Source organism: Chitinivibrio alkaliphilus ACht1 (assembly GCF_000474745.1).
GTDB lineage: Bacteria > Fibrobacterota > Chitinivibrionia > Chitinivibrionales > Chitinivibrionaceae > Chitinivibrio > Chitinivibrio alkaliphilus.
This window is the reverse complement of sequence record NZ_ASJR01000015.1, coordinates 1-20,849: the sequence shown is the minus strand read 5'-3', so window position 1 is coordinate 20,849 and position 20,849 is coordinate 1. Positions and strand designations below refer to the sequence as shown.

Genomic DNA, 20,849 nt, shown 5'->3' with positions numbered 1-20,849 from the left:
ATACACCTCAGCTATTTTCATTTTTAACAAACTGGGCTTTAATAGGCAGCTTATCCATAGCAAGCTTTAAAGCCTTCGTGGAGTTCTCATGGCTTGCACCTGCAAGCTCAAACATCATTGTACCAGGCTTTACAACAGCAACCCAATACTCTGGAGAACCCTTACCTTTACCCATACGTGTTTCCGCTGCAGTAGCAGTAACCGACTTATGAGGAAATACCCGAATCCATAGCTTTGCGCCCCGTTTGAGAGTCCGCATTATGGTAACCCGGCATGCCTCAATCTGCTGAGAAGTTATCCACCCACACTCAAGGGCCTGAATACCATACTCCCCAAAGGAAACTCTGTTTCCACGAGAAGCCTTACCTCTCATTCGGCCACGCTGCTGCTTACGCCATTTTACTTTTTTCGGTGAAAGCATTTTATATTTTGTCCTTTTTCCAAATCATAGTTAGCTATTGTTTGACTTCAAGGAGAATTTTTCACCCTTGCAAATCCATGTTTTAATACCAATAACACCGTACTGTGTCGATGCACGGGAGTAGGCAAAATCAACATCTGCACGAAGAGTATGCAAAGGCACTCGACCCTCACCATAGGTTTCCCCGCGAGCAATATCTGAACCGTTCAAACGACCGGCAATACGGATCTTTATACCATCAGCACCAAGACGCATTGCTGTTTGAATTGCCTTTTTGGCCGCACGCTTATACGAGATTCGACGCTCAATCTGTGCTGCAATATTATCACCAACAAGCTGCGCATCAATCTCGGGCTTTTTCACTTCCCGAACATTGATATGTACGTCCTTGCCAGTAATACGCTGCAACTCAGCCTTCAGCTTTTCAACTTCTGAGCCTTTACGCCCGATTACAATACCGGGACGAGATGCACAAATTGTAACAGTAACTTTACTCGCAGTACGTTCGATATACACCCGCGACAAGCCCGCTTGACCAATTCGTTTTGCCAAATATCCACGAACCAACTCGTCTTCTTTTAGATTATCAGCGAACTTATCATCACTATACCAAATTGACTCGTGCTCTCTATTATATCCTAATCGAAATCCTATTGGACTAACCTTCTGACCCAACTATGCCTCCTCGCTCGAAACGGTAACCTTAATGTGACACATACGTTTGTTTATTCTTCCCGCTCTTCCTTGTGCACGAGGACGAAACCGCTTTAAGGTTGGACCTTCATCAATCTGAATAGTCCGAACTACAAGGTTTTCCACATCCACATTCACATCTGAGTTCATCTCTTCGAGATTTGCCACAGCGGAACGAATAACTTTCTCTACATCAAGAGATACCTTTTTCTGCATAGAATAACGTAGAAGATTTAAGGCATCACCAACTTTCTTACCTCGTACTTCATCAGCGACTAAACGGCATTTTTGGGCAGAGGAACGGATATATTTTGCTAAAGCTTTTGCTTCCATCACCATTACCTCCTTGCAACGCTTCCGGCATGTCCGCGAAATGAGCGGGTTGGCGCAAACTCGCCAAGCTTATGCCCCACCATATTCTCCGTTACATACACAGGTACGAACTTATTACCGTTATGTACTGAAAAAGTCAAACCGACAAACTCAGGCAAAATAGTAGAACGACGAGACCATGTCTTAATCACAGACTTCTCATCATTTTCTACTGCACTACGGACCTTTTTTGCAAGATGTTCATCTACAAATGGCCCTTTCTTAATTGATCTTGACATTTTTCTACCCTTATTTTCTTTTCTTTACGATATATTTATCAGAAGCTTTTCCACGCTTACGTGTCTTCTGTCCCTTGGCTTTCTTGCCCCAAGGTGATACGGGATGTCCACCACCAGATGTTTTCCCTTCACCACCACCCATTGGGTGATCCACGGGGTTCATCACAACACCGCGAACATGGGGTTTTCTACCTTTCCATCGTGACCGGCCAGCCGAACCGCCTACCTCATTCATATGATCAACATTACTTACTTGACCAACTGTCGCATAGAGTGTTTCTCTAAAAGCGCGAATTTCTCCAGAGGGGAGACGAAGCTGTACCTTATCACCATCCTTAGCAACTACCGTGGCAAATGTACCCGCACTGCGAACCATTTTCCCACCGTTACCTTCTCTCATTTCCACATTACACACATCATACCCAGGATAAATCTTACCTAGGGGAAGACGATTGCCTTCTTTGGGCTCTACGTTTTCTCCTGCAATAATTTCCATTCCTACATACATGTTTAATGTGGCAAGGGTATATCGTCTTTCACCATCAGCATATTTGACAAGGGCAATATTTGCCGTACGATTAGGATCATATTCGATCCGTTCTACAACACCGGGAACACCGTGCTTATTACCTTTAAAGTCAACAATACGATACTTTTGCTTGTGACCTCCGCCGCGAAACCGAGAAGTGATACGACCGGAATCATTTCGTCCGGCAGTACTCTTCTTTGGAGCTGTCAAGCTCTTCCAAGGAGCATCTTTGCAAAGCTCACTCTTGTCCAGGATTCGCTTATAACGAAGGGTAGGACTTTTCGGCTTAAAACTTTTGATAGCCATTGATTTCCTTCCGCCTAATGTTATAATTCACCAAATTCTTTAATACTCTCACCATCCTGGAGCTGGACATATGCCTTTTTCCAGTCTGATCGCTTACCAACAGAGCGACCAACGCGCTTTGTTTTTCCTGTATAATTCGCAGTATTCACACTCACAACAGTCACATCAAAGAGCTTCTCTACAGCTTCCTTAATTTCAACCTTAGTTGAATCTTTCCGAACCTTAAAGGCATACTTGCCTTCTTGCTGCTGCTCTACAGTTTTTTCTGTTATGAGAGGGGCACTGATTATAGAATGGAGTCTACTCACCTTTTACTACTCCTTCGACCTTGTTTACCAGGTCTTCATTTACAAACAAAACTTTGTCTGCATGCACCACATCATAGGTACATACATCACAGTATCTGCGCAGAGTAACACCCTTTACATTTCGACCCGACAAATATACATTCCTACTGTCATCTGAAATAACAACAAGAACTTTTTTGCCTGAAAACCCAATCTTGTCAAGAAAACCTGCAAATAGAGAAGTCTTCGGCTCGACAAAATCAGCACCATCAAGAACAGCCACATTCTCTTCACTTGCCCGAGCAGAGTAAGCACTCACCAAGGCGCCACGACGCATCTTCTTTGTGAGACCCTGACGGTAATCACGAGGTTGAGCTCCATGAGCTTTACCACCACGAATCCACAGAGGAGAAGTGTTCGAACCAGCACGTGCTTGACCAGTACCCTTTTGACGAAAGGGTTTACGGCCACCACCGCTCACTTCAGAACGCCCCTTCGTCTTCGCAGTACCCTGACGCTGATTTGCAAGATAGGCTTTCACAACAGTATGAACAAGAGCCTCATTCACTTCACACCCGAATACAGCTTCAGGTAGTGAAACAGAGCTTTTTTCAACACCGTTTACATCATACACTTTTGCTTCCATTATTCTTCGCCTAACCCTTTACTACGTTTTTTCTAATGCTTAGCAGACCGTTTTTGCGTCCGGGCACAGATCCCTTCACAAAAATCAGATTCTTCTCAGCATCCACAGAAACCAACTCTAACCCAATGGTCGTCTTCTGCTGATTACCGTACTGCCCAGCCATTTTCAACCCGGGAAACACACGCGACGGATCTGAACCAGCACCAACAGAACCACGTGCTCTCTTGTTGGTATTACCGTGCGTCATCCGCCCGATAGCAAACCCATACCGCTTTACGGTACCGGCAAAACCACGACCCTTAGTCACACCCGTCACATCCACAAAAGACGCATTTTTAAAAACATCTACCCCAAGCTCTTGGCCAGGAGTAAGTTCTTCAGACGCATCAACGGGAAACTCCCGTATGTGGCGCACCGGATCTGAACCATACTTTTTTGCATGACACGCCTCTGCCTTCGAAACAGATTTCTCTTTCACTGCCTCAAAACCAACCTGCACCGCCTCATACCCATCAACGTCAGCACGCTTTCGCTGCAACACCACGTTCCCGGAAACATCAATAGCCGTAACTGGAATGACGACTCCGGTTTCAGGGTCAATAATGCGGGTCATGCCTATTTTCTTTCCTAATAGTCCATGCATCCTAATTCAACCTACCTTTAGTTCACACTTTTATTTCTACGTCTACACCAGCGGGCAGATCAAGCTTCATGAGAGAGTCAACCGTTTGAGGGGTTGATTCCACAATATCAATAAGACGCTTATGAACCCGTGTCTCAAACTGCTCACGAGATTTTGAATTCACGTGAGGTGAACGATTCACAGTATAGACAGTCTTCTTTGTCGGAAGAGGAACCGGACCAGAAATTCTGGCACCGGCACCTTTAGCAGTCCGCACAATATCAGAAGCTGACTTATCAAGAATACTGTGATCAAAAGACTTTAATCGTATCCTAATTTTTTCGCCTGTCACCTTATCTCCTACTCAACAATCTCAGTTACAAGACCAGCACCAACTGTTCTTCCACCTTCACGAATCGCAAAGCGAAGCTCTTTTTCCATAGCAATGGGGCAAATAAGTTCAACATTAAATGTCGCCTTATCACCAGGCATTACCATATCAACACCTTCTTCAAGGGTAATATCACCAGTAACGTCTGTAGTACGGAAATAGAACTGAGGACGATAGCCGCTGAAGAATGGCTTATGACGTCCACCTTCATCTTTGCTAAGAACGTATACTTCAGCCTTAAACTTCGTGTGGGGAGTAATTGAACCGGGTTTTGCCAGTACCATACCACGCTCTACTTGGTCACGGTCGATACCACGAATAAGACACCCAACATTATCACCAGCCTGACCTTCATCAAGAAGCTTTCTAAACATCTCAACACCAGTCACGGTAGTTTTTTGAGTATCCTTGATACCAACAATCTCAACATCATCACTGGGGTGAATCACACCACGCTCAATCTTACCAGTTACAACAGTACCACGCCCCTGAATAGTAAAAACATCTTCAATGGGCATAAGGAAATCCTTATCGGTATCACGCTGGGGCTGAGGAAAGGTCTCATCAATAGCGTCCATCAGCTGTGCAATAGCGCCTTGACCAATCTCAGACTCATCACCCTCAAGAGCCTTCAGAGCAGAACCGTGAATCACCGGCGTCTCTTCATCAAACTCATACTCAGCAAGAAGTTCGCGAACTTCCATCTCAACAAGCTCGAGAAGCTCCTCATCGTCAACCATATCTACCTTATTAAGGAATACAACGATTTTAGGAACCCCAACCTGACGAGAAAGAAGGATGTGCTCACGAGTTTGCGGCATGGGACCATCAGCTGCAGACACAACAAGAATAGCACCATCCATCTGTGCCGCACCAGTAACCATATTTTTAATATAGTCTGCGTGACCAGGACAGTCTACGTGTGCATAGTGACGACTACCCGTCTCATACTCAACGTGCGATGTCGCAATTGTAATACCACGCTCTTTTTCCTCGGGCGCGTTATCAATCTCATCAAACTTACGCGCATCACCAAAGCCACGAGCAGCCTGAGTGGTACAAATAGCCGCAGTAAGAGTTGTTTTACCATGGTCAACGTGACCGATGGTTCCCACGTTCATGTGGTCCTTGTTACGTTCAAATTTTGCTTTAGACATATGTCTAATCCTCCTACACAATATTGTATTGATTGCGATCCTTTTCAGGGTTTCCTCTTAAAAAACCCTTCCAATCCGCCTTAATATATCTTCTTCCATACGAGATTCACAATGCTGATAATCAGAAAATGCCAAGGTATAATTTGCCCGCCCCTGACTCATGGAGCGAATATCCGTGGCATATCCAATCATTTCTGCCAGAGGAACCAGACCATGAACGTACTGACGCCCTTCCTTCATATCAATCCCCCGTACGACCCCGCGCCTACTGTTTAGGTCATTTATTATTGCACCAACGTACTCTTCAGGGGAAACGATCTCTATTTTCATCACTGGCTCAAGGATCACCCCTCCCGCCTGCATGCAAAGCTCACGAAAGACCGTAGAGGCTCCAACTTGACACACCAAGGGCGTTGTCTCTTCCTCATTGACACCAACATTTTCAAGAACCACCCGAATACCTCGAAGAGGAAAACCGCTTTTTTCTCCTCCTGAAAGGCACGACTCCACCCCTTCGCGACAGGCCGTAACCAGCTCCTCAGGAACATCGGACTCCTGCGAGAGAGCTGTTTCAAACTGAACATCCTCACCAGGACTATCCAAGGGCTCAACCCGCATAGAGAGGGTAACCGACTGCTCTTTTCCTGCCAAGGCCTGACGAAACTCCCGGGATTGCGATGCCGAAGCCGCAATGGTCTCCCGATAGGCAACACGCTGTTTCCCAACGGTAACATCGACACCAAAATCGCTTTTTAGCCGTTCTACAAGCACCTGCAAGTGGAGCTCTCCCATTCCGGAAAGCAGCCGTTGACCTGTTTCCCGGTCTTCTGAAACCGAACAGGTTGGATCTTCCGCTTGAAGCCGCTCAAGCGCCTTTTCGAGGGCAGGAGAGTCATCACTATTACGTGGCTCAAAGGAAAGAGAGATAACTGGCGTGGGAAACGTAAGCCCTTCAAAAACAATTGGGGCATCTTCGCTGCTCAGCGAGTCTCCTGTGGTGGTCCACTTTAACCCAACCACGGCAACAATATCACCGGCATGTATCTCCGTAATTGCCTCACGCTTATGGGAATGCATGCGAAAGATTCTGCTTATTTTTTCCTTCCGCCCATTCCGCCCATTAAGAAGACGCCCCTTCGTAGAAGCAACCCCGGAATAAGCACGCATGTAAGCAATGGTGCCAACATGTTCATCTGATTCTACCTTAAACACGAGGGCGGAAAAGGGGTCTGTGCCTGTGGGGGCTCGAGAAATTTCCTTTTCCGTGCTTGGATCAACCCCCATGATACTACCACGTTCTGGCGGTGTGGGCAAATACGCAACTACCGCATCGAGCAACTGCTGAACGCCCTTATCCTTAAAGGCTGAGCCACACATAACAGGACAGAATTTTTCGTAGATAACAGCCCGGCGAATCGCCTTTTGCACAGTTTCAATAGAAATATCTGCCTCTTCAAGAACAGCCTCCATTATGGCCTCATCATAATCAGCCAAGGCCTCTAAAAGAGCATCGCGATATACCACAGCCTCATCCTGCAAATCCGCCGGTATTGGTTCACGACGCACATGCTGCCCATGATCTTCCTCTGAGTAGTACAGTGCTTCCATGGAGATCAAATCAACAACACCGCGGAAATCATCCCCTTCACCAATAGGAATCTGTATGGGCACCTGTGTCCCTGTCAACTTATCGCCAAAGGTTTCCACGGCCCGGTGAAAGTCTGCCCCCACCTTATCCATTTTGTTCACAAAACAGATACGTGGAACCTTGTAGGTGTCAGCCTGGTGCCACACCGTTTCAGACTGAGGCTCTACTCCTTCTACGGCGTCAAACACTGCTACAGCACCGTCAAGAACCCGTAGAGAACGCTCCACTTCAATGGTAAAATCAACGTGCCCCGGTGTGTCAATAATATTAATGACAGTCCCATTCCACTCACATCGCGTTGCTGCCGATGTTATGGTTATACCGCGCTGACGCTCCTGCTCCATCCAGTCCATGGTCGCATTTCCATCGTGAACCTCACCAATGCGATGGAGACGCCCAGTATAGTACAATATTCGTTCTGTAGTGGTGGTTTTTCCCGCATCAATGTGCGCAATAATACCGATATTACGCAGCTGCTCCATGGAGGATTTTTTTTCTGCCATACCACACCCTTGATAAAGATACTTTGTGGCAGAAAATACATAAGGTCACCATGGAGAATCAACGGGGAGAAGGTAAAAGAAACAACAAGAGACGAAAGGCTTCACGGGCGGCACAAAGACGTACTCGCCGACGATTACCGTAAAAATAATAGCTTCGTGACACTATCTGATTCATTGTTGCCGCGGCAATACACACCGTACCAACGGGCTTTCCTGCAACTGCACCCCCGGGACCGGCAACACCCGACACCGCCATGGAACACCGTACGGAAAGCAACCTCTGCACCCCAGAAGCCATAAACATAGCCGTCTCGCGGCTCACAGCACCATGACGAGCGAGAATGTGCGAAGGAACAGATAAGAGCTGTTCTTTTACGTCATTGTCATAGGCTATTACGCCGCCACGAAACCATGCCGATGCACCTGCTTTCTCCGTTAACAGCTCCCCCAGAAGTCCACCGGTACAGGATTCCGCCACCCCAATGCTTTCACCATGGCAATCACAGACTGCTATGAGCCTATCACGATCTTCATGCAATAACTGACATAATTGATCCATAGACCATCGCCCCAATTCGAATGGAGACTGCAGCTAACACACCGGCACACACGTCATCAAGCATTACCCCAACACCGCCGGGCAAGCGCTCAAAACGATGCACTGGCCACGGTTTTACAATATCAAAAAACCGAAATAAGACAAAAGCCAAAAGAAGCGATTCCGCTGTAAGCCCCCCAAGAACCGTTGTAATACCTGCTAAGCTAATCAATTGCCCGGCAACTTCATCAATCACCACTTCGGAAGGATCATGACATCCATAGATCTCTTCAGCTCCTGAACTAGCCCAAACTCCCAAAAGGACAAGGCCAAGTAGTGCCAGGAAAAACTGGGGCATGTACGCTGTCGCAAAAAAAGGATCAGCCCTCTGACGAACCAGAAAGAGAAGAAGCACTGTTGCCAGAGAACCATAGGTTCCAGGCGCACCGGGAATGCACCCGACATAGAAAAATGTTCCCACGAGTTTTTTACATTTCAGAATCACCGTACTCTCCTTGTCTCTGTATATTTCGACGCTCGCTCAGGGCGGTATCCAAGGTGCGCTTGTCGGCATAATCGATATCCATACCAGCCGAAAGCCCGCGCGCAAAGCGACTAATCCGCAGTCCTTCCATGGGCTCCAGTAAGGTTACAATATAGTGATAGGTAATTTCTGCCTCACTGGAACCACCAAGGCCAATAATAACCTCTTCAACACCTTGCAAAGAGATGCGCTCTACAAGGGTATCTAAAAAAAGATGACTTGCCAAGACACCACGCATGGGAGAAAGAACTCCTCCCAAGACATGATAGGTTCCGTCGAAAGAGCTCTCCCGCTCTAAGCTCCACATATCCTGTGGCTTTTCTACCAGACAGAGCAGTCGTGTGTTACGTCGGGATGAGGCACAAACCGCACAGAGATCACCCTCACACCACGTATTGCAGCGAGAACATCTTCCAATACTCTCTAAGGCCCTGCTCACACCGTGAACCAACTCCTGCCCATATGTATCTTTCTGTTCAAGAAGGTGCATGGCCATACGCCAAGCACTTTTCTCCCCCACAGAAGGAAGACGTTGCAAGAGATGTACTAAATCTTGAAGCGCGTCTGTCATTATAACCCGGGAATATTCATTCCACCGGTGATACCTCCAAAAAGATCTTCACTCATCTCTTTTGCCTGCTTATTTGCATCGTTATACGCGGCAAGAACAAGATCTTCCAGCATTTCCACATCATCGGGATCTACAGCCTCAGGACTAATAGACACCCCCTGCATCTCCTGCGCACCATTGAGGGTTACCCGCACAATGCCGCCTCCAGCAGTTCCGACAATTTTACGCTCTGCCAACTCCTCTTGCGCCTGCATCATCTGCGCCTGCATTTTTTGAGCTTTTTTCATCATCTTATTCATCTGTTTTGACATGAATCAACCTCGTATTTCTCTGGTTAAAGTAATTCTCCATCAAATAATTCAAGAACATCCTTTATAATCGGTTCACGAGCCACCTCATCTTGCAACGACGCTTCGTGCCCTGTATACACAGGTTCCCCCCCAGTACTATCTCCACTCTCCTCGGACACAGGCGGAGCAGAAGAGTCTTGAGGCACTTCCGCCTCAGTCGTTATATGCAGGGTAAGAGCAGAACCACTGTACTCACGCAAAAGCTCCTCAAGCACCGCCCTGTTTTTCGGATTGGCAAGCTCCATCTGTTGAAACGAATGCATAGGAGAAAACCGTACATCAATGGAATTCTCCGTAAACGCAATGACACGCCCCAGCTCAAGCCAGGCACCCATAACTGGCTTTTTATTGCTTGCAAACTGAAGAAATTCCCGCCAAAACACCTGAGCCTTCTCATGGTTATCCGGGGTGTATACACCGTGCTCCATTGCGTGGGAAGCCTCCGTCGTTTCGGCAGGCTCTTCTGCCTCGCAAGGCACACGTTCTTCAGCAACCTCCCGTGCTTCATCGGGTGGTATGGGAGCAGGTGTATAGGTAGTTTCCGATGCAACAGCACGCTCCTCTTTTTTCACCTGTGGAGAAACATCCTTTTCTGCCTTTGACCCTACCGAAGGTATTGATTCTTCTTTGTGATGAACCGTGGGTGCAGTATGGTCCTGCCCCTGCTGAAGCAAATCTTCCAGGGTTATTAAGGTATCAAGGGAGCACATCTTAATTACCGTAAGCTCTACTTGAAAATCAGGAAGACTACTTCGCTGCATGTCAAATTCACATTGCCGCAAGAGCTCAATACACCGAAGGATATCCCCCTGCCGAAAACTCAGATAGGAAAAGGTGGTATCTTGTACATAATTGCAAAGAATACGTCGAAGATACTCCATAAACCCAAGAACAAACTCCTTAAGATTATACCCGGCATCCAGAACAGCCTGCAGTTCTTCCAAGGCTGTTTCAGCACTTCTTTTTGAAACTGCCGAGAGAATTGCCCCATACACGTCATCAGCAATAACCCCAAGGGCACAAGCCACACTGTCACGGGTCAACCCTTTAGCGGAAAAGGCATAACATTGTTCTAAAAGAGAGAGGGAATCACGAACACTTCCCTGAGCTTTTTTTGCAATAAGGCTTATGGCATCTCTTTCAAAGGGGATATCTTCTTGGGTACAAAGATCTTCTAAATGTGTTTGCAAAGCCTTCGTAGAAAGAGCTTTAAAATCAAACCGCTGACATCGAGACAGAATCGTATCGGGGATTTTATGGGGTTCCGTTGTTGCCAAAACAAAAACCACCCGTTCAGGGGGCTCTTCCAAGGTTTTTAAAAACGCGTTAAAAGCCCCCCGTGAAAGCATATGAACTTCATCAATCACATACACCTTATACTTTCCTTCGTAGGTACCATAGGCAACACTATCACGAAGATCGCGAATCTGCTCAACCCCGTTGTTTGAAGCACCATCCACTTCCACCACATCAAAACTATTCCCCGCAGCTATAGCTGTACAGCTCGGGCACACCCCACAGGGAGTATCCGTGGGGCCCGAATCACAGTTGAGGGCCTTGGCAAGAATTCGCGCCATGCTGGTTTTTCCTACCCCACGGGTTCCACAAAAGACGTAGGCATGGGCTACACTCTGTTTCTGTAGCGCACGCTTGAGAGTCTCAACCACATGCTCCTGCCCAATAACCTCCTCAAAGCCAACCGGGCGAAACCTTCGCGCATACACCTTATAGGACATAACACCTCTCTCCGTTATATGGGAAATAAAATAGTACAGAGACGAGAAAAACACAATAAAAATAGAGGGGGGATACAGAAAAGGGGCCAAGCACTCTGCGTCACATGGTCACAATCGCTTACCGTTGCTTCCTTCCGGACCTGGCGGGATTCACGACGCAACCATTGAGCAGGACCTGACCCGCATGAATGGCGGAGAGAGAGGGATTCGAACCCTCGGTACACGAGGTGTACACACACTTTCCAGGCGTGCTCCTTCAGCCGGACTCGGACATCTCTCCGTAATTTGTCAAAAATCTGGCCTTAATATACAGCCTTATCATTTTTTTTCAACAATAAATCAATATTTACCGTTTTTTTATTCCTGCATAATATATTAAAAGAAGTCAACGCGACCATTTATATCTACGGGTGGAATGCTATGAAGGTTATCTGTTGGGGAGTACGGGGATCTCTACCTGCAAGCGGGAGAGATTATGCAAAGTACGGTGGTGATACAACATGCATTGAAGTTGTCTCTACAAAGGGAGAACGGCTTATCATTGACTCTGGAACGGGCATTCGTCGTTTATCCAACAGCCTCAAAGAAGCCGATTCAAAAACCGTAAATCTCCTTCTTACCCACTACCACCTTGATCATATTATGGGGACTCCCTTTATTCGCCAGCTCTTTGATCATCGATACACCTTCAATATTTTTGGCCCCTGCTTGGAAGGTGCTCAAACTGTGCGCACCCCCTTTGAAACAACCATCTCTCCTCCCTATTTTCCCCTGGCCCTTGAGAACAAAGCGATTCAGGCCAACCTGCATTTTCACACCATAAATGAAACTGAATTTAAAATCGGCTCACTTTCCATATCTACCATTCGCGTAAGCCATACCAACGGTGGTGCCTTGGGCTACGCCATAGAAGAGGGAGATACCAAATTTGTGCTACTCACAGACAATGAACTTTTCTATGCCCATCCCCAGGGGCATCCCTACGAAAGCTATGTCAACTTTGCCCGCAATGCTGACCTTCTCCTTCACGATGCACAATTTACCCAGGAAGAGTATCCAAGGCATCTTGGCTGGGGACACTCAAGTATTGAGGATGTACTCACCCTCGGGCATGACTGTGCAGCAAAACAGGTGGGGTTCATACACTACTCTATAGAACGAACCGATTCTGAGATTGACCGGCTCTACGGAAATCTCACCACAGATCTCCCCGTTACCCCCGTTCATCAGGATCAAAGCTTCACCCTTTCTTAAGTTGCAGTAGGCGATGCACCGTTGCAAGAACCACAAGAGCGGTGGCAATGCCTGCGCAATTGGCGTAAAAATCAGCCATGGACGCATGTCGACCCGGAATAAAAAGCTGATGCACTTCGTCAAGGGAGGCATAGACCACCAAAAACAAAACCGCCCGCAAGGGAGTCCACCATTTGCTCCTCTTGGAATGGGGTTCCATGACAATCCAAAAGAGAATGGTAAAGACGAAATAGAGCAGAAAATGAATCCCTCGTGACACATCGGTAAAGACATCCTGTGGAATGTGTTCACCGGGAATAGAAGTAGCAATGATCATTCCAACCCACCATGCTACGAATACTATTTGAATACCTCTCCGCATTATAATTCCCTTTCTGCGTGAATAACGATACGTTCTCCGCAACCGCGCGTTGTAAAGTACAGAAACGTATTGGCACTCTCCCCGAAGAGGTGAAATCGCCGGCGAATTTCCTGCACCGAAAGAGGAAAGTCACGGCGGATAATGGTGGCTCCAACAACCCCATGTGTCCGCAAATAGGTCTGGGTTCGTTTCTTACTCCACGAAAAAATATGTTGTATCCGAAGAACTCTTCCAGGAAAATCTTCTTCATAGCTATTTTTTAGCAGCAAAACACCGTGGGGAGCTACACAGCTCATAGAAAAAAGTGCTCCGGTCTCATGAACAAGCCCCGCCTTAATAAGAGCTGCGTCGGGGTCATATAGATAGGTTGCTTCAGAACTGCTGGGCAGCATTCTATCCCCGTGCCCTTCACGGGAAATTTCAAAAAAAGGAGTCCCCTCCTTCGTAAGACAAACCGCGTGCAGAGTACACCGGATTGAATCCCCTTGGGCAGACATCTGAGCAAAAATCTCCTTCACCTCCCCCCCAACAGAAATCACCCTCAGTGATTCCATGGTAGATATCTCCTTACGCAACCGTGTAATATCATATGCAGGCGCAATTTTCACTCCCACCTTACGAGCAGAAGAACAAAGGAGCTGTTGCTGCGCAACAATATCAGGACGCCATGCACTCATTTCGGCATGGCGGGTTCCATCACCACTTCTTCGTGCCGGGTCAACAAAAATCCAGTCATAGGTCTGCCTTGAATCTTTCAAATATGATAGAGAGTCTGCACAGAACGTTTCAAGCGAGGACGAAGACGCTCCCCATCGCCGGCTATTTTCACAAAACAAGGCATGTCGCACGGGATCGATCTCTACATAGTGAGTTGTACTAAAGGAGGATGCAAGGAAAAAAGTGTCAATACCAGCTCCCCCCGTGATATCACACAGAGTGTCTCCCTGCATATAGGTTGCCCGAAACCGCGCAACAGCCTCGCAGGAGGCTTGCTCAAAAAGAGATCTATCAAGGACAACCCCTCGGGGAGCAAGGCTCGGAAATTTCCGGCGTACTCCGGTGGATATATCAAGCTGGTTCGCCACGACACGTAAAAGCTCAAGGGGATAAGCATTGCGAAATGCCAGCATAAATGAAGCGGCATCGTATTCTTCAGCGCGGGCCTTAGCCCAGAGTTCCTGGCCCATGGGAGAGAAAAACTGAGCAACTCCCGCAGAGGTTATATTTGACATTGTTTAGAACAAAAGCCAATTTTTTCTGCAAAGGCATTTACCCGTTCTATACACCCCTTCTCCTCGCGGGAAAGGGACTCTTCTTTCTCCTTGCATTCCTGAATACGAAGACGAACCTGTTTATAGAAAAGATAGAAGTAATCTTGTATTTGCATCTTTCGAATCGGTATATCATAGCGCTCTACAGCCGTTATCATATCTTCAAGCCATGCCATTTTTTCGGTACATGCTTCGGTAATATTTAAACCACTAATCGCATCAATAATAGCATCATCAAAACGATCAGCACTATTCCGCATATCAAGAGAAACGTCGTAATACCGGCTCTTTTTGTACACATCATCAAGGGAGTTACGAATATCTTCCGTAAAATTCTGGTTCACTAACTGATTAATTCCTAAATCCCACTCTTCATCAAGAAAGAAAGAGACAATTCCTGAAAGAGACTCTGGAAGTCCGTTATTGAGAGCCGTAATAATATCCAAACGATTGTTTCCGTTATCTGCCCATGAAATATAGTTTAGAAGGGTTTCATTGGCAAAATCAGTTATGAGTTGATCTGTTAAGGCTTCACAATACGGTTTAAACGCATCATTAAGGGAGAACTCCCGCGATACGGGCTCCTCAAAGAGCGTCTCCAGCCCCTGAGAAGAACGAAGCTTTTGCGCAATTGAATCCGGCACATCATCAAAAATTCTACACCGGATATCTCCTTTTCCCTTATTAGTCAAGGCAAGAACCATTGAAAGTTTTTCTCGGGAACTTCTATGCGCAACCTTCGCCGAAAACACCTGCCACCGTTTGTCCCCAACCTCTTCTGCATGAAGCTCCGTAATTTCCACATGGTAGGCAGCCATGGTGTAGTTTGTCTTATTATCATATATGAAGGTATTCAGAGCTGCTGTAAAGGCTGCTCGTTCCATGTGAGAGATCATTCTCCCGGCCTCTTCATGAAGAATTGTGGCCCCCGTGTGTCCGTGAATATTACTCTTGGCCTCATGTAACATAGAGAGCAGTTGTTGCAACACCGTGTTTTCCGTGTCTCGGGGCCAGCATAACTGCCAGGCCCGTAAGGCATAGCGAATATTTTGAATTGTCTCTATGCCCGTGATGTCACTAAAAAACCACGCACAGGAAGTATAGGCATACTGCATGTATACCTGCGACTCTAAAAGCATAACCAGCCGATTAAGCACTGCTGGAGACAAAGGCTTCTCGGCATGCTTCTGCAGAAACGCATCCACCCCGCTCTTGTCTTCGATGAATGGCTCGTACCGATTACGAATCATGTCTGGATTTTTAAAATACTTCTCAAACTCCCGGGTAAATTCGATTTCCGTTTCAATATTTAGATAGTCGAGGGCTTCACGGAAGGGGCCGCGCCATGCCTGATTCCATCCCGGCTGTCCCCCGGTGCTACATCCGCAATCGCGAATCCACCGCCCGGTGCCATGGGCACAGCTCCACGCAGTTCCCTCTCCCCGAAAATTACGCAATTTCACCTCTCGCGTCGGCGGGTTAATCGATAAATAATACGCATAGTTTACCACTTGTAACCCAGCTTCTTCAGCCTTTTTCCGAAAGAAATAGGCAAGACACATGTCGGAATGTTTTTTGTGATGACCAAAGGTTTCACCATCCGTGGCAATATTTACCAATTGATTTTCTTCGGGAGCTTCATCCAGACATGAACTTAAGCGGCCCGTGAGAATATCGGCGTTGTCCAGAAGGTTTTCAAAACTAATGGCCCGCGATACCGGCTCATCAAAAAAGAATACAGAGATAAAGCCCTTTTTACGACGACCTCGTTTATCATACGCATATAAGCGATAGGGATAGCGCGGATCAAGCCCCTTTTCATCAACGGACTCCCACGACGTTTCCATACTTTTGGTACTAATGCGTTCACGAAAGGCTTCAGCTTGATTGGGGGAAAGAATAACAAAACGGATGTTTTCTTTAATTAATACTTCCACGGTCTGATTGTTAATCCCTGTTTCTGCCAGCCACATACCTTCGGGCATACGACCAAAATGCCGCTTAAAAAAGCTCTTTGCCCATCGAATCTGAGTAACCGTGTCTCGATATGAGGCGTGGGGAAGAATGGTGTGATTATAGGCTTGCGCCACGGCGCTTCCATGACCATTAAAGCGTTCACAGCTTCGGCGATCTGCCTCAACAATGCGTTGATACACCAAGGGTTTATTTCGATAAAGCCACCGGAAGAGCGTGGGGCCAAAATTAAAACTCATATAGCTGTAATTATTATTGACCCCCACAATTTCGCCGGAATCATTGAGGATTCGGGAAAAAGCATTGGTCCGGTAACACTCATCATAAATTCGTTCATTCCAATTATGGTAGGGGCGTGCCGAATCTTGTCGCTGAATCTCTCCAAACCAGGGAGACTCACGGGGCGGTTGGTAAAAATGCCCATGTATTACACAATATTTTTTGCCTTTATTGCCACTCATATAAGCTCCCGTCGTGGTTTGTCACCACAGAATTTTGTAGTTTATCCTGTAAAATATGCAGCCCTTGGAGAACTATCTCGTCTCTGTTTTCCGAAGCTGTATCAAAATAATGTTCTAACTCATTTCCAATGCGGACGTAACATTTGTCCCCCATATGACGATAGCCCAACTGAATCTCTAGGGTTGTCTCCTCGCCATCTACAAGGACATTGCGAATCCATCGTATTCCCATACAACATACCTTGAAAAAGTCTCTTAATAAGTATACATTCTGCGACGACTCTTTTCCACCTTCTCAGAGATAAAAGCGTTTTTACCCCGACTCCCTTTGCCCCTGCTTGGGCAGAAACAAAACGCATGCTGTTCCACTGGTTCGATATACCACAGCCGAGGGATACTCACGACTTTTAAAACCATGAGCACGGCATCCCCGAGGTGCATGGGGATCCCACGTGGTATAAAAATAGGAACATCGTACACAACTCACTCGCTGATTCATTATATCCTTCTTTTGTCGCTCCGTTCAGACACAGTATATATTATACACTTCTTATCTGAGGAGTGTGCAGTGAAACCGGCAAAAAAACGATACTTCGATCAAAAAGCCATGGCCAGTACGATTCTCGTGGTGCTTTTTCTCCCTGTAATGATCCTCTCTGCATACACCGAAACCCATGGATATCCTCTCCTGCTTGGGCTGAGTACCGCAATCAGTCTCCTGTTGTTACAAGGAAGGAGACTCTTTTTACAAGAATCAACTTCGTGCAAACCACTTTTCTTCATCGCTCTTGTAACGCTCTATTTCTGTGCTCTCCCCCTTCTGCTCCAATCTCCTCTGCTTTTCTTCCTTGCCAGCGCGGGAACTATCCACACAGGGTTCTTAATTACGGATATCACGTTTTTCAGTTTACGGATAGAGCAGCACACCAACCCAGGGGACTCTTCCTACTTTCATGCTGCGCAAAGCACGGCAGCATCGGCCTGCCTAGCCATTTGTATCGGAGTAATAGCTGCCCTATCACCCTATCTGCATAATCCTGTTCTTCGCCTCACCCTGCCTGCTACAACCCTGCTGGCACTTATTCCCTATGGTGCCCTCGCACGGGTCACTCCCTCCCCGGTGCCCAAGCTAATTGCAGGAATGAGCGCCGCCATATTACTCTTTTCCCTGGCGAATCTCCTCTTTTTGCCGAGCTTACTTATTGCCTTGATTCTCTACGCCTCATCCCGCTACTACTCAGGAGATACTCCCAGTTCCACTCGCCTCTGGAATCGGCTCACAGCAAACCCCGAACAAACGCTCCTCAGTACATTTCTCTTTTTATCGGTAAGCGGCACGGTGCTCCTCCTGTTTCCGTATATGACCACTTCTCCCATTTCCATTATTGACGCCGGATTTACCGCGGTCAGTGCCGTCTGTGTCACAGGGCTTATTGTATTGGATACCCCCACTGACTTTACCTTTCTGGGACAACTCACGCTCCTTCTGCTAATACAGGTTGGCGGCCTTGGCATAATGAGTATCTCAACCCTGGCAATACACCTCATGGGAAAACGTCTTAGTGTTCGCCAAGAAAAGACCATCACCACCATGATGGATATACGCCCCCAGGATATTGCTTCAACCCTAAGGAAAATCTTCACTGTTACTTTTACAGCGGAAACGGTGGGAGCACTTATTCTCACGTCTCAGTTTATCCGCTTGGGCGACTCGTTTTTTACCGCTCTGTGGCGGGGCGTTTTTACGGCGGTTTCAGCCTTCTGCAACGCCGGTTTTGCCCTGCAAAGCGCAAGCCTTATAGAGTACAACGGCAATCATATTATACTCCATACGGTGTCCATACTTATTATTCTTGGCAGCATTGCCCCCGTCACGACCCTTGCGCTCCCACGGTTTTTTACCAAGAAAGCCCTCACCCCAACCACCGCCATGGTCTGTAAGATGTCAGCCCTACTCCTGTTTGTCGGGTTTCTTGCTGTGCTTGTGTTTGAATGGCACAATGTGCTTGCCCCTTTCTCTCTGGGAGAACGGATAAGCAACGCATGGTTTCATTCGGCAACACTTCGCACCGCAGGATTTAATGCCCTCGGCATAGCAGAGATGCAAAATGCGACCGTTATTACCATGCTCCTCCTTATGTTTATCGGCGGAAGTCCCGGCGGCACCGCCGGCGGAATAAAAACAACTACCGTGGCGGTACTCTCTATTGCGTGCTATACTTATTTTTCTGGTGCAAAGGAGTACCACATAAAAAACCGGCGTATTCTTTCTGAAACCATTATCGCGGCCATGGCAACAGCAGGAGCCGCCTTTGTGGTGTGGATAGGCTCTCTCTTTCTGTTGGAGCTTACCCAGGATATTCCCATTCAAGCCCTGCTGTTTGAAGTAACCTCTGCCTTGGGTACTGTGGGACTTTCCATGGGTGTAACGGACCAACTTGACAGTGTTGGAAAAATCATTGTAATGCTCATCATGTTTACCGGCCGTATCGCCCCAATCACTCTCTTCATACTTTGTGCTAAACAGAGTAGCAAAACACATCTCCCATACCCAACAGCGAAAATCCCTCTCACCTAAAGGAGCAGCAATGAATCAGCAAATACTCATAATCGGCCTGGGACAATTTGGTATGTCCCTTGCAAAGTCCCTTTCCGAAAAGGGAGCTGAAGTTATAGCCATTGACCGAAAAAAAATCCTTGTGGAAGAGGCATCAGCCTTCGTGACAGAGGCTCTTGTCATGGATGCGACAAACGAACATCAACTTGCACAGATATCACCCAAATCCCGTGATGCCGTTGTATGTGCCATTGGAGATGAAGGGCGTGAGGCATCAATAATGTGTACGGCTATACTAAAGCAAATGGGTACGTCCTGCATAATTGCCCGGTCAAACGACACAATGCATATGCGCATCCTGAAATCCATTGGTGGAAACCAGATACAGATAATAAACCCTGAAAAAGAGTTTGGCGTGCGCTTTGCAACGCGCCTGCTCTATAAAGATTTTATTGCTGATACGTCAATCAGTGATGATCTGCACCTCACAGAGGTAAAGATCCAGCCATCCATTGCGGGAAAAAGCCTCATAGAACTGGAACTGCCAAAACGCTTCGGCATAATTGTCGCCGCTATACGACGAAGCAATACCGGAAAAACAGAAACGGTTGTTCCCGAGGAAGCCCTGCGCCAGGATGATGCCCTTATAATAGTATCACGGGAATCGGCTATACACAGATTTATGAAGGAGGTCGAATGAAGTCAGAATCCCCCATATTGATTGGTATGTACGGACTTATCTTTCTTACCCTGTCAATCACCGCCATTGCCATATGGGGCTTTGTCCGTATGGCCCCGGCAGTGGAAAACATCCTCAGGGAAAACCACCGTTCCGTAAATGCCTGCTATACAATGCTAAGCACCCTTGCGTCTCTCAATATGGAAACAGCAAACCACGATTCCCTGAAAAAAGAATTTGAGAACGCCCTGAGAACAGTACAAAACAATATAACCGAAGAGGAGGAAATACAACACATCAAACGCATAGAATCCCTGTATTTACAATTTTTTGTATTCGAAGAGGAAGAGCAATTTAACCGTGAATACTATCTGGCCTATTCCCCTTTGGGGCAATTAATGGAGGAAATCACCCGACTAAAAACCATTAATGATCATGCTATGGAGAAGGCAAATCAGACAGCACAGCACAGGGGATATGCCAGCGCCTGGCTTATGGTATTTCTTGGCTTACTCACCTGCTGGGCAAGCCTGGTATTCAAAGGGGAAATAACAAAGAACCTGACGACTCCCCTTGAAGACATCCACGATGTACTTACTGATATTCAACGGGGAAACACCATCAGAAGATGCAGTACTACAGAGGTTTCTCCACATATCAGAAACATACTTACACGGGTAAACACATTCCTTGATACGTATGTGTAATGCATACTGAATAAGCTGTTTTATGAAGCAGT

General features: G+C 46.9%; 25 protein-coding genes, 1 tRNA gene and 1 other RNA gene. 4 read left to right on the top strand and 23 right to left on the bottom strand.

Annotation, left to right across the window (positions count from 1 at the left end):
* Positions 1 to 7: 7 nt before the first annotated feature.
* The 18 genes from rplP to CALK_RS08155 form a co-directional block, all read right to left on the bottom strand.
* On the bottom strand, positions 8 to 421 hold the full coding sequence (rplP, locus tag CALK_RS08235; protein ID WP_022637219.1) for a 50S ribosomal protein L16: 414 nt from the start codon (positions 419 to 421) through the stop codon (positions 8 to 10).
* Positions 422 to 451: 30 nt separating this feature from the next.
* Positions 452 to 1,096, bottom strand: coding sequence for a 30S ribosomal protein S3 (gene rpsC, locus CALK_RS08230; RefSeq protein ID WP_022637218.1), 645 nt, complete (start codon positions 1,094 to 1,096; stop codon positions 452 to 454).
* Positions 1,097 to 1,447 carry a 50S ribosomal protein L22 gene (gene rplV, locus CALK_RS08225; RefSeq protein WP_052569221.1) on the bottom strand — a complete coding sequence of 117 codons (351 nt, stop codon included), beginning with the start codon at positions 1,445 to 1,447 and terminating at the stop codon, positions 1,097 to 1,099. It abuts the gene before it with no gap.
* A gap of 5 nt (positions 1,448 to 1,452) precedes the next feature.
* Entirely contained in the window at positions 1,453 to 1,725 is a 273-nt protein-coding gene (gene rpsS, locus CALK_RS08220) for a 30S ribosomal protein S19 (protein ID WP_022637216.1), read from the bottom strand.
* Positions 1,726 to 1,735: 10 nt separating this feature from the next.
* Complete coding sequence (rplB, locus tag CALK_RS08215; protein WP_022637215.1) at positions 1,736 to 2,560, bottom strand: 50S ribosomal protein L2; 825 nt, start codon at positions 2,558 to 2,560, stop codon at positions 1,736 to 1,738.
* A gap of 20 nt (positions 2,561 to 2,580) precedes the next feature.
* Positions 2,581 to 2,868 (bottom strand): 50S ribosomal protein L23, encoded by a 288-nt coding sequence (locus CALK_RS08210; protein WP_022637214.1) that lies wholly within the window; start codon positions 2,866 to 2,868, stop codon positions 2,581 to 2,583.
* Positions 2,861 to 3,493 (bottom strand): 50S ribosomal protein L4, encoded by a 633-nt coding sequence (rplD, locus tag CALK_RS08205; protein ID WP_022637213.1) that lies wholly within the window; start codon positions 3,491 to 3,493, stop codon positions 2,861 to 2,863. Before rplD ends, CALK_RS08210 begins: the two co-directional genes overlap by 8 nt.
* A gap of 10 nt (positions 3,494 to 3,503) precedes the next feature.
* A complete protein-coding gene (gene rplC, locus CALK_RS08200) occupies positions 3,504 to 4,136 on the bottom strand; it encodes a 50S ribosomal protein L3 (protein ID WP_034637476.1) in 633 nt (210 codons plus the stop codon).
* A 22-nt stretch (positions 4,137 to 4,158) separates the two neighbouring features.
* Complete coding sequence (rpsJ, locus tag CALK_RS08195; RefSeq protein WP_022637211.1) at positions 4,159 to 4,467, bottom strand: 30S ribosomal protein S10; 309 nt, start codon at positions 4,465 to 4,467, stop codon at positions 4,159 to 4,161.
* A gap of 8 nt (positions 4,468 to 4,475) precedes the next feature.
* Complete coding sequence (tuf, locus tag CALK_RS08190; RefSeq protein ID WP_022637210.1) at positions 4,476 to 5,663, bottom strand: elongation factor Tu; 1,188 nt, start codon at positions 5,661 to 5,663, stop codon at positions 4,476 to 4,478.
* A gap of 57 nt (positions 5,664 to 5,720) precedes the next feature.
* Positions 5,721 to 7,814 (bottom strand): elongation factor G, encoded by a 2,094-nt coding sequence (gene fusA, locus CALK_RS08185; protein WP_022637209.1) that lies wholly within the window; start codon positions 7,812 to 7,814, stop codon positions 5,721 to 5,723.
* 58 nt (positions 7,815 to 7,872) lie between these two features.
* A complete protein-coding gene (locus CALK_RS08180; RefSeq protein ID WP_081698077.1) occupies positions 7,873 to 8,373 on the bottom strand; it encodes a CinA family protein in 501 nt (166 codons plus the stop codon).
* Complete coding sequence (locus tag CALK_RS08175; protein WP_022637207.1) at positions 8,345 to 8,857, bottom strand: phosphatidylglycerophosphatase A family protein; 513 nt, start codon at positions 8,855 to 8,857, stop codon at positions 8,345 to 8,347. The genes CALK_RS08180 and CALK_RS08175 overlap by 29 nt, the downstream gene beginning before the upstream one ends.
* Complete coding sequence (gene recR, locus CALK_RS08170) at positions 8,841 to 9,467, bottom strand: recombination mediator RecR (RefSeq protein WP_022637206.1); 627 nt, start codon at positions 9,465 to 9,467, stop codon at positions 8,841 to 8,843. Before recR ends, CALK_RS08175 begins: the two co-directional genes overlap by 17 nt.
* Positions 9,467 to 9,778, bottom strand: a complete 312-nt coding sequence (locus tag CALK_RS08165) for a YbaB/EbfC family nucleoid-associated protein (protein WP_022637205.1) — start codon at positions 9,776 to 9,778, stop codon at positions 9,467 to 9,469. Before CALK_RS08165 ends, recR begins: the two co-directional genes overlap by 1 nt.
* A 23-nt stretch (positions 9,779 to 9,801) precedes the next feature.
* Entirely contained in the window at positions 9,802 to 11,553 is a 1,752-nt protein-coding gene (gene dnaX / locus CALK_RS12275; RefSeq protein ID WP_081698085.1) for a DNA polymerase III subunit gamma/tau, read from the bottom strand.
* A gap of 81 nt (positions 11,554 to 11,634) precedes the next feature.
* An RNA gene (ffs, locus tag CALK_RS12575) (signal recognition particle sRNA small type) lies at positions 11,635 to 11,734 on the bottom strand.
* A gap of 8 nt (positions 11,735 to 11,742) precedes the next feature.
* Positions 11,743 to 11,833: transfer RNA gene (locus CALK_RS08155), tRNA-Ser, on the bottom strand.
* 140 nt (positions 11,834 to 11,973) lie between these two features.
* On the opposite strand from CALK_RS08155, the gene CALK_RS08150 reads away from it, so the two are divergent.
* Complete coding sequence (locus CALK_RS08150) at positions 11,974 to 12,807, top strand: MBL fold metallo-hydrolase (RefSeq protein WP_022637203.1); 834 nt, start codon at positions 11,974 to 11,976, stop codon at positions 12,805 to 12,807.
* Here CALK_RS08150 and CALK_RS12270 read toward each other — a convergent pair.
* From CALK_RS12270 to CALK_RS08125, 5 genes are all read right to left on the bottom strand, one after another.
* Positions 12,794 to 13,123, bottom strand: coding sequence for a VanZ family protein (locus CALK_RS12270; protein ID WP_204365305.1), 330 nt, complete (start codon positions 13,121 to 13,123; stop codon positions 12,794 to 12,796). The two genes, CALK_RS08150 and CALK_RS12270, sit on opposite strands and share 14 nt — an antisense overlap.
* Before the next feature lie 44 nt (positions 13,124 to 13,167).
* Positions 13,168 to 14,400 carry a THUMP-like domain-containing protein gene (locus CALK_RS08140; RefSeq protein WP_022637201.1) on the bottom strand — a complete coding sequence of 411 codons (1,233 nt, stop codon included), beginning with the start codon at positions 14,398 to 14,400 and terminating at the stop codon, positions 13,168 to 13,170.
* Entirely contained in the window at positions 14,388 to 16,874 is a 2,487-nt protein-coding gene (locus tag CALK_RS12265; RefSeq protein ID WP_022637200.1) for a DUF3536 domain-containing protein, read from the bottom strand. The genes CALK_RS08140 and CALK_RS12265 overlap by 13 nt, the downstream gene beginning before the upstream one ends.
* The gene (locus CALK_RS08130) at positions 16,861 to 17,106 is read right to left on the bottom strand and encodes a hypothetical protein (RefSeq protein ID WP_022637199.1); all 246 of its coding nucleotides are present in this window, start codon (positions 17,104 to 17,106) and stop codon (positions 16,861 to 16,863) included. The genes CALK_RS12265 and CALK_RS08130 overlap by 14 nt, the downstream gene beginning before the upstream one ends.
* An 81-nt stretch (positions 17,107 to 17,187) precedes the next feature.
* Positions 17,188 to 17,373, bottom strand: coding sequence for a hypothetical protein (locus tag CALK_RS08125; protein ID WP_022637198.1), 186 nt, complete (start codon positions 17,371 to 17,373; stop codon positions 17,188 to 17,190).
* A 69-nt stretch (positions 17,374 to 17,442) separates the two neighbouring features.
* Between CALK_RS08125 and CALK_RS12260 the strand changes: the two genes are divergently transcribed.
* Genes CALK_RS12260 through CALK_RS08110 form a run of 3 tightly spaced genes read left to right on the top strand, consistent with a single transcriptional unit; the run spans position 17,443 to position 20,817 of the window.
* A complete protein-coding gene (locus CALK_RS12260; protein WP_022637197.1) occupies positions 17,443 to 19,452 on the top strand; it encodes a TrkH family potassium uptake protein in 2,010 nt (669 codons plus the stop codon).
* A gap of 10 nt (positions 19,453 to 19,462) precedes the next feature.
* Positions 19,463 to 20,131: a potassium channel family protein gene (locus tag CALK_RS08115; protein WP_022637196.1), complete on the top strand. Its 669-nt coding sequence runs from the start codon at positions 19,463 to 19,465 to the stop codon at positions 20,129 to 20,131.
* Positions 20,128 to 20,817, top strand: coding sequence for a hypothetical protein (locus tag CALK_RS08110; protein ID WP_022637195.1), 690 nt, complete (start codon positions 20,128 to 20,130; stop codon positions 20,815 to 20,817). The genes CALK_RS08115 and CALK_RS08110 overlap by 4 nt, the downstream gene beginning before the upstream one ends.
* Positions 20,818 to 20,849: the final 32 nt, after the last annotated feature.